Raw genomic sequence first — 6,789 nt, 5'->3', positions numbered from 1 at the left:
TTGACCTTAAGAACATGATAAATGATTTATGAAATAAACAAAACAGATAGCAGAAAACTGCCCCTAAAAAGTTGACAGCATAAAAGCAAAGCCAGGAGTTCATACCCCTGACTTTTTCAAAGCTTGAGTAAACCCCAAGTCTATTTAGTTACTCGTCTTTTTTAATGCATAAAAAAATACTCCCGAAGGAGCATTATTCAATCACCATCGCATTTGGAATAGGTGCTTTTGGATCTTCTTTATTAAAGTGATCATAGTAAAGAATACCTTCAAAATGATCTAATTCATGCTGTAAACAGATAGCTGTAAAGCCTCTTGCGACAATAGTCACTTCTTGATCTGTTAGGGCATCATATCCCTTAACAGTTACTTTAGCACTTCTAGGTACAATACCTGGCTGATCTTCAGGAACAGATAAACATCCTTCACCATTCTTTAAATAAGCCACTTTCACTGCATTTGCTACAATACGTGGATTAACAAGTGCCCACTGATCGCACTTTACAATATGACCTTCTTCATCTACAGAAGGAATATAAATTGCACACATTCTTTTTGGAATACCAATCTGAATAGCAGCAATACCCACACCTGGTCTTAAATCATACTTTTCAGCTTTTTCTTCATCTTGAGAATCTACGAGATATTGATACATTTCCATTAAAGTATGACGATCTTCATCACTTAATGGTAAAGATACTTCTTTAGATTTCTCACGAATTAAAGGATTTTTATCATCGATTACATTTTTCATGCTTAACATTCTTCGTTTCACCTCTGTGTCATTATAACAGACTCCTTCGCTTTTTCCAATTATGTATACCCTATTTTCTTTTAAGCCTATTTCATGTATAATATTTTTAACATAGGAGGTATTTTAACATGTATGATTATCCATTAGAACCAGATTGGTCAACAGAAGAAATTATCGAGGTTGTTGGGTTATATAATGCAGTAGAACAGGCTTATGAAGAAGGTATAAGTTCTAAAGAATTCATGGAACATTACCGTGCATTTACATCTATTGCAGACTCAAAAGCTTTACAAAAACAATTAGATAAAGCTTTTGAAGAAGCATCTGGCTACTCTATTTATAAAGTATTTAAACGTTCTCAGGAAGAAGAGTGGGTTAAACTATGAACTTCATCAAGAAGACACAAATGATGTTTAAACGTACTGGTACAGATAAAACAATCTATGCCTGTACGATTTTTCTCGCATTATTTGGGATTGTGATGATTGGAGATGCTTCTGTAGGTATGTCGGCAAGTGAAGGCTCTAATTTTGCGACTAAAAACCTATTGAAACAATGTTTATTCGTTATAGTAGGCTTAGGTTTTATGTTCTTATTTGCGCGTGCCTATAAAACACGTCGTATATCAGAAACATTAATGCTTGTCACTTATGGTGTATGTATTCTTATGATGCTGACATGTATAATGTGGACAATCAATAATTCTCATGCTTGGATCAAGATTGGTCCATTTACTATTCAGCCTGTAGAATTTATGAAGCTGACCTTAATCATATTATTGAGTTATATATTTGGTGTCTTACCAGATCAGATACGTATTTCTCCATGCTTATCAAAAGAGAAAAGAAATAAACTTATCTGGCGTAAAGCAGTTGTCTGTGTGTTCTTTCCAGCCTTTCTTGTCATTTTCGCATTTTTAATCTGTTGGAAGGTACAGAAGGATATGGGAAGTGGTTTGATATTATTCATTATGGCAACATGCCTATTCTTTGCGACACCATCTCAATACTATCGTCCCTTTAAGATTATTGGCTTAGTTGGAGTATTGTTTCTAGTGCTTATCTTTATTCTGTTTCATAATTTTTTCTTAAAGAGTCATCAGATGGCACGTATTTCATCATGGCTGAATCCATTAAAAGATATCTATGGTACTAACTATCAGATCATCAATGGTTTTGTAGGATATACAAATGGTGGCTTGATTGGCCGTGGCTTTGGGAACTCTATTATGAAATTTGGTTATATCCCAGAAGCACAGAGTGACTTTATTTCATCTATTATTGTAGAAGAATTAGGGCTTGTAGGTTTTGCAGCTTTCTTTATTCCTTATTCTATTATTATTTATAGACTCTTTAGATATGCTTTTGCGATTAAGGATTCAAGAGAAAAATTAACACTTATTGGAATTGCAAGTTATTTCTTTGTTCATTTAATGGTTAATGTTGGTGGTGTATCAGGACTTATTCCGATGACTGGTGTGCCTCTCCTATTAATTAGTGCAGGTGGTACATCTACCTTAGTTGCTTTAATAGGAATTGGTATAGCTCAGGCTATTATTGCGAAATATAATCGTGAAAAGAAGCAGGAGGCAATTGAGAAATCATTATGATCTATGACTCAATAAAAGAACTTATTGATGCAATTAAAGAAGAAGAATGTTTTAAAAACTATCACTCTTCTTTAAGTGTATTTGATTATCCAGATGTTAAATCTTTGATGAATGAAATGAATAGACTTAAGGAAGAAAAGGAAGATCTGGCACGCTTTGGCAGCTATTGTGACTCGTCACATATACAAGAACGTATGACAGATATAAGAAGAGAATTGTATCGCATGCCAGAGATGAATGCTTATTTAGAGTCTTATAGTGAACTCAATAAGATGTTAGATGAAATTACAGATATTGTCTTTGATGATATCAGTGATGAACTCGCAAAGGGAAGGATTGGAAGAAGTTATGCGCGTTATAGCAGGTAAATATAAAAGTAGACAGTTAAAGGCTGTCCCTACAAAATTAACTCGTCCTACGACAGATAAAAATAAAGAGAATCTTTATAACATGATTGGTCCTTACTTTGATGGAGGAATTTGTCTTGATTTATTTGCAGGAAGTGGAGGCCTTGGTATAGAGGCATTAAGTAGAGGAATGGATGAACTTTATGCAGTAGATAAACAATATAAGGCATTTCAGGTTATTAGAGAAAATATTAATAGTTTAAAGATTACAAATGCGCATGTAATAAAGGCTGATTATCGTAAAGCTTTAGGTACTTTTAAGGAAGAAGGAATTAAGTTTAGTCTTGTATTATTAGATCCACCTTATGGTATGAAAGTTAATATGGATATTATTCATACATTAAAGGATAATGGAAATTTAATGGATGGCTGTATTATTGTGGTAGAAGACTTAACTGAAGAAAAGCTTGAATATGAAGCACCATTTAAACTTATTAAAGAAAATAATTATGGTATTACTTGTTTACAGATTGTGAAATACGAGGAGGCTGCAATGTGATAAAAGCAGTATATACAGGGACATTTGATCCTGTGACCAATGGCCATCTTGATATCATTGAACGTGCATCTAAGATGTATGATGTACTTTATGTGACTATTTTTATTAATCCACATAAGACATGCTTATTTACTGTAGAAGAACGTGTGGAGATGTTAAGAGAAGCAACGAAGCAGTTTCCCAATGTTGTCATTGACGAAAGCAGTAGTCTTGCTGTAGAGTATGCAAGGGAAGTAGGGGCACAGGTATTAGTGCGTGGTTTACGTGCAACAGAAGACTATAACTATGAGTCTCTCATGTGCTTTACAAACCAGTATTTAGATAACGGCATTGAAACTGTCTTTCTAATGACACGTCTTGCTTATACATTTGTATCTTCTTCATTTGTGAAAGAGATTGTATCTCATAAACATAGTGTAGAAGGACTTGTACCAGCATGTGTTGAAGAAAAACTAATAGAAAAATACAGGGGGTAGATTATGCGTTTATTATTAAAAAATGCACATTTGTATCGTCATCAAGCATTTAGTGATACAGATGTATTGATTGAAGATGGCATCATCAAGAAGATTGGTGCATGTAATGAAGAAGCAGATCAAGTCATTGATCTTCACGGAGCACTTTTATCTCATAACTTTATTGATATCCATACACATCTTCGTGAACCTGGCTTTGAACATAAAGAAACTATTTCTACAGGTAGTGCATCTGCACTTTATGGTGGATATGGTACTATTGTTGCAATGGCCAATACATTACCTTGTATGGATGATAAGGAAACTATTGAAGACTTCACTAAACGTTGTGAAAAGGATGCACAGGTAAAAACTTATACTTATAGTGCTATTACAGAAGAACTAAAAGGCCAGAAGGTTGTTGATATGGAAGAAAATATTAAACAACCTATTGTTCTTGGTTTCTCTGATGATGGTAAAGGTGTCCAGAAGGATGAAAAGATGAAGGAAGCTATGACCCGTGCAAAAGCTCTTGATTCTATCATTGTTGCTCATTGTGAAGATGAATCAGAATTACATGGTGGATGTATTCATGAAGGTCATTATGCGAAAGAACATGGCTTAATTGGTATTAATAGTGCAAGTGAATATAAACAGGTAGATCGTGATTTACATCTTGTAGATGAAATTCACAACAGATATCATATCTGTCATATTTCGACAAAAGAAACAGTGGCATTACTTGGTGCAAGTCGTGCACGTGGTGAAAGAGTCAGTGGTGAAACATCACCTCATCATTTAATTTTGACAGAAGATAACATTCAGGATTGTCATCCTAACTATAAGATGAATCCACCTCTTCGTACAAAAGAAGACCGTGATGCAATCATCAAGGCAGTGAATGATGGAGTCATTACTGTTATTGCGACAGACCATGCCCCTCATGCAAGAGATGAAAAGAGTAAACCAATTGATAAAGCACCATTTGGAATCATTGGCTTACAGCATGCTTTCCCACTTATTTATACATATATTGTAGAAGAAGGCTTAATTAAATTAGAGACAGTTCTTGATTGTCTTACTACTGGACCTGCCAAGACATTAAATTTAGATGCTTCTATTGAAGAAGGTATGAAGGCAGATCTATGTGCATTTGACTTGAATAAGGAATATACAATCAAAGAAGAAGACTTAAAGTCTAAAGCATGCAATACACCTTTCTTAGGATGGAAAGTAAAAGGCGCTTTAATTATGAATATTGTCGATGGACAATTATTAGTGGAGGAATAACATGAAGAACTATCAGGATTTTCTTACAATCAACTACAATAAAGAATTAATTCCTGGTCTATTTGAAATGGAACTTGAAGGAGAAGGGGCTCGTTTTATTACAGCACCTGGTCAGTTCATCAATATTAAGATCAACGACTCACTTCAGCCATACTTAAGAAGACCAATGAGTATCTTAGATTATGATAATACACATATTAAGCTTATTTATCGTATTAGAGGTGAAGGAACTAAGATTCTTTCAGAAAAGAAACCAGGTGAAAAGCTAGATGTGTTAATCGGTTTAGGTAATGGTTTTATTGATACTGATTATAATGAAGTGATTGTCGTAGGTGGGGGAAGTGGTACACCGCCTATGTATGGTCTAGCAAAAAGACTTATTGAAAAAGGTGTAAAGGTGACTGCAGTACTTGGATTCAATGGTTCTTATGATGTGTTCTATGAAGAAGAATTCAAGAAACTTTGTCCTACTTATATTTCTACAATGGATGGCACTTATGGTACTAAGGGTACTGTGATTGATGCCATTAAAGAAAATAACTTAACTTTTGATCATTACTATGCATGTGGTCCAGAACCAATGTTGGATGCATTAGTAAAGAACTTCCCAGACAATGGTTCTCTTTCTTTTGAAGCAAGAATGGGATGTGGCTTTGGGGCCTGCATGGGATGTTCATGTAAAGTAAAAACTAAACCATATAAGAGAATTTGTGTAGAAGGCCCTGTCCTTTCTTCAGATGAGGTGATTATCAATGGCTAATTTACATGTAAAACTACCAGGACTTGATATGAAGAATCCTGTTATTCCAGCAAGTGGTACTTTTGGATTCGGTTATGAATTTACTAAGTTCTATGATATTAATGTATTAGGCTCTATGAGCTTGAAGGGTACAACTCTTGAACCACGTTATGGTAACCCACTTCCACGTATTGCGGAAGGACCTTCTGGTTTACTAAATGCGATTGGTTTACAGAACCCAGGTGTTGATGAAGTCATCAAGACTGAATTAGTTAAACTAAGAGAAGTCTATTCAGGAAAAGCTATTGCGAATATTGGTGGCAGCTGTGTGGATGATTATGTACAGACTGCTGCAAAACTAACTAAAGAAGACTGTATTGGTGCATTAGAACTTAATATCAGCTGTCCTAATGTTCATGCAGGTGGTATGGCAATGGGTACTGATCCTGCCATGGCTGCAGAAGTCACTCGTTCAGTTAAGGCAGTGATCAATAAACCATTATATGTCAAACTATCTCCAAACGTCACTGACATAGTCGCAATTGCGAAAGCAGTAGAAGAAGCGGGTGCTGATGGTATCTCAATGATCAATACTCTTGTTGGCATGCGTTTTGATATCCATTCAGGTAAGCCTATTATTGCGAATAAGACAGGTGGTTATTCAGGACCAGCAATCTTCCCTGTCGCTTTAAGAATGGTTTATCAAGTATCTCAGGCAGTTAATATCCCAGTTATTGGTATGGGTGGTATTTCTACTGGTAGAGATGCAATCGAAATGATGATTGCAGGTGCAAGTGCTGTACAGGTTGGTTGTGCTAACTTAGTAGATCCATATGCATGTCCTCGTATTATTCAGGAAATGAATGATGAACTAGATGCAATGGGTATTGAAAATATCACTGATATTATCGGAAAATCCCATCAATATAAATAAAGAGTGCTAAGCACTCTTTTTTATGCGTGTGCCGGGCATGGCACTAATTCAGTCGGAGATAGTCTGACCACAGGTATTTACCGCCAAGTGTAGTGAACCACA

Annotated in this window: 9 protein-coding genes; 8 read left to right on the top strand and 1 reads right to left on the bottom strand. The window is 35.3% G+C overall.

The window, feature by feature from the left end; genetic code table 11:
- Window positions 1-193: 193 nt before the first annotated feature.
- On the bottom strand, window positions 194-763 hold the full coding sequence (gene def, locus EAI80_RS11235) for a peptide deformylase (RefSeq protein WP_022424705.1): 570 nt from the start codon (window positions 761-763) through the stop codon (window positions 194-196).
- A 119-nt stretch (window positions 764-882) separates the two neighbouring features.
- Here def and EAI80_RS11230 point away from each other — a divergent pair, with 119 nt between their 5' ends.
- From EAI80_RS11230 to EAI80_RS11195, 8 genes are read left to right on the top strand one after another with little or no spacing between them, the layout of a single operon-like run.
- Entirely contained in the window at window positions 883-1,140 is a 258-nt protein-coding gene (locus tag EAI80_RS11230; RefSeq protein ID WP_022424706.1) for a UPF0223 family protein, read from the top strand.
- Window positions 1,137-2,363 (top strand): FtsW/RodA/SpoVE family cell cycle protein, encoded by a 1,227-nt coding sequence (locus tag EAI80_RS11225; RefSeq protein WP_129982106.1) that lies wholly within the window; start codon window positions 1,137-1,139, stop codon window positions 2,361-2,363. Before EAI80_RS11230 ends, EAI80_RS11225 begins: the two co-directional genes overlap by 4 nt.
- Window positions 2,360-2,731, top strand: a complete 372-nt coding sequence (locus EAI80_RS11220) for a YlbF family regulator (RefSeq protein WP_129982105.1) — start codon at window positions 2,360-2,362, stop codon at window positions 2,729-2,731. The genes EAI80_RS11225 and EAI80_RS11220 overlap by 4 nt, the downstream gene beginning before the upstream one ends.
- Complete coding sequence (gene rsmD / locus EAI80_RS11215; protein WP_129982104.1) at window positions 2,712-3,269, top strand: 16S rRNA (guanine(966)-N(2))-methyltransferase RsmD; 558 nt, start codon at window positions 2,712-2,714, stop codon at window positions 3,267-3,269. Before EAI80_RS11220 ends, rsmD begins: the two co-directional genes overlap by 20 nt.
- Window positions 3,266-3,745 (top strand): pantetheine-phosphate adenylyltransferase, encoded by a 480-nt coding sequence (gene coaD, locus EAI80_RS11210; protein WP_129982103.1) that lies wholly within the window; start codon window positions 3,266-3,268, stop codon window positions 3,743-3,745. The genes rsmD and coaD overlap by 4 nt, the downstream gene beginning before the upstream one ends.
- Window positions 3,746-3,748: 3 nt before the next feature.
- Window positions 3,749-5,014: a dihydroorotase gene (locus tag EAI80_RS11205; protein WP_022424711.1), complete on the top strand. Its 1,266-nt coding sequence runs from the start codon at window positions 3,749-3,751 to the stop codon at window positions 5,012-5,014.
- 1 nt (window position 5,015) lies between these two features.
- Entirely contained in the window at window positions 5,016-5,774 is a 759-nt protein-coding gene (locus EAI80_RS11200) for a dihydroorotate dehydrogenase electron transfer subunit (RefSeq protein ID WP_129982102.1), read from the top strand.
- Window positions 5,767-6,687, top strand: coding sequence for a dihydroorotate dehydrogenase (locus EAI80_RS11195; protein WP_129982101.1), 921 nt, complete (start codon window positions 5,767-5,769; stop codon window positions 6,685-6,687). The genes EAI80_RS11200 and EAI80_RS11195 overlap by 8 nt, the downstream gene beginning before the upstream one ends.
- Window positions 6,688-6,789 lie beyond the last annotated feature (102 nt).

This window comes from Catenibacterium sp. co_0103, from assembly GCF_004168205.1.
GTDB classification, from domain to species: Bacteria; Bacillota_I; Bacilli_A; order Erysipelotrichales; family Coprobacillaceae; genus Catenibacterium; species Catenibacterium mitsuoka_A.
This window is presented reverse-complemented; position numbering and strand designations above follow the sequence as displayed.

Bases quoted from the DNA above. Each gene is read 5' to 3' on its own strand.
- EAI80_RS11225 (WP_129982106.1), top strand. From the start codon at position 1,137: ATGAACTTCATCAAGAAGACACAAATGATGTTTAAACGTACTGGTACA.
- rsmD (WP_129982104.1), top strand. From the start codon at position 2,712: ATGCGCGTTATAGCAGGTAAATATAAAAGTAGACAGTTAAAGGCTGTC.
- def (WP_022424705.1), bottom strand. From the start codon at position 763: ATGTTAAGCATGAAAAATGTAATCGATGATAAAAATCCTTTAATTCGT.
- EAI80_RS11220 (WP_129982105.1), top strand. From the start codon at position 2,360: ATGATCTATGACTCAATAAAAGAACTTATTGATGCAATTAAAGAAGAA.
- EAI80_RS11200 (WP_129982102.1), top strand. From the start codon at position 5,016: ATGAAGAACTATCAGGATTTTCTTACAATCAACTACAATAAAGAATTA.
- EAI80_RS11205 (WP_022424711.1), top strand. From the start codon at position 3,749: ATGCGTTTATTATTAAAAAATGCACATTTGTATCGTCATCAAGCATTT.
- EAI80_RS11230 (WP_022424706.1), top strand. From the start codon at position 883: ATGTATGATTATCCATTAGAACCAGATTGGTCAACAGAAGAAATTATC.
- EAI80_RS11195 (WP_129982101.1), top strand. From the start codon at position 5,767: ATGGCTAATTTACATGTAAAACTACCAGGACTTGATATGAAGAATCCT.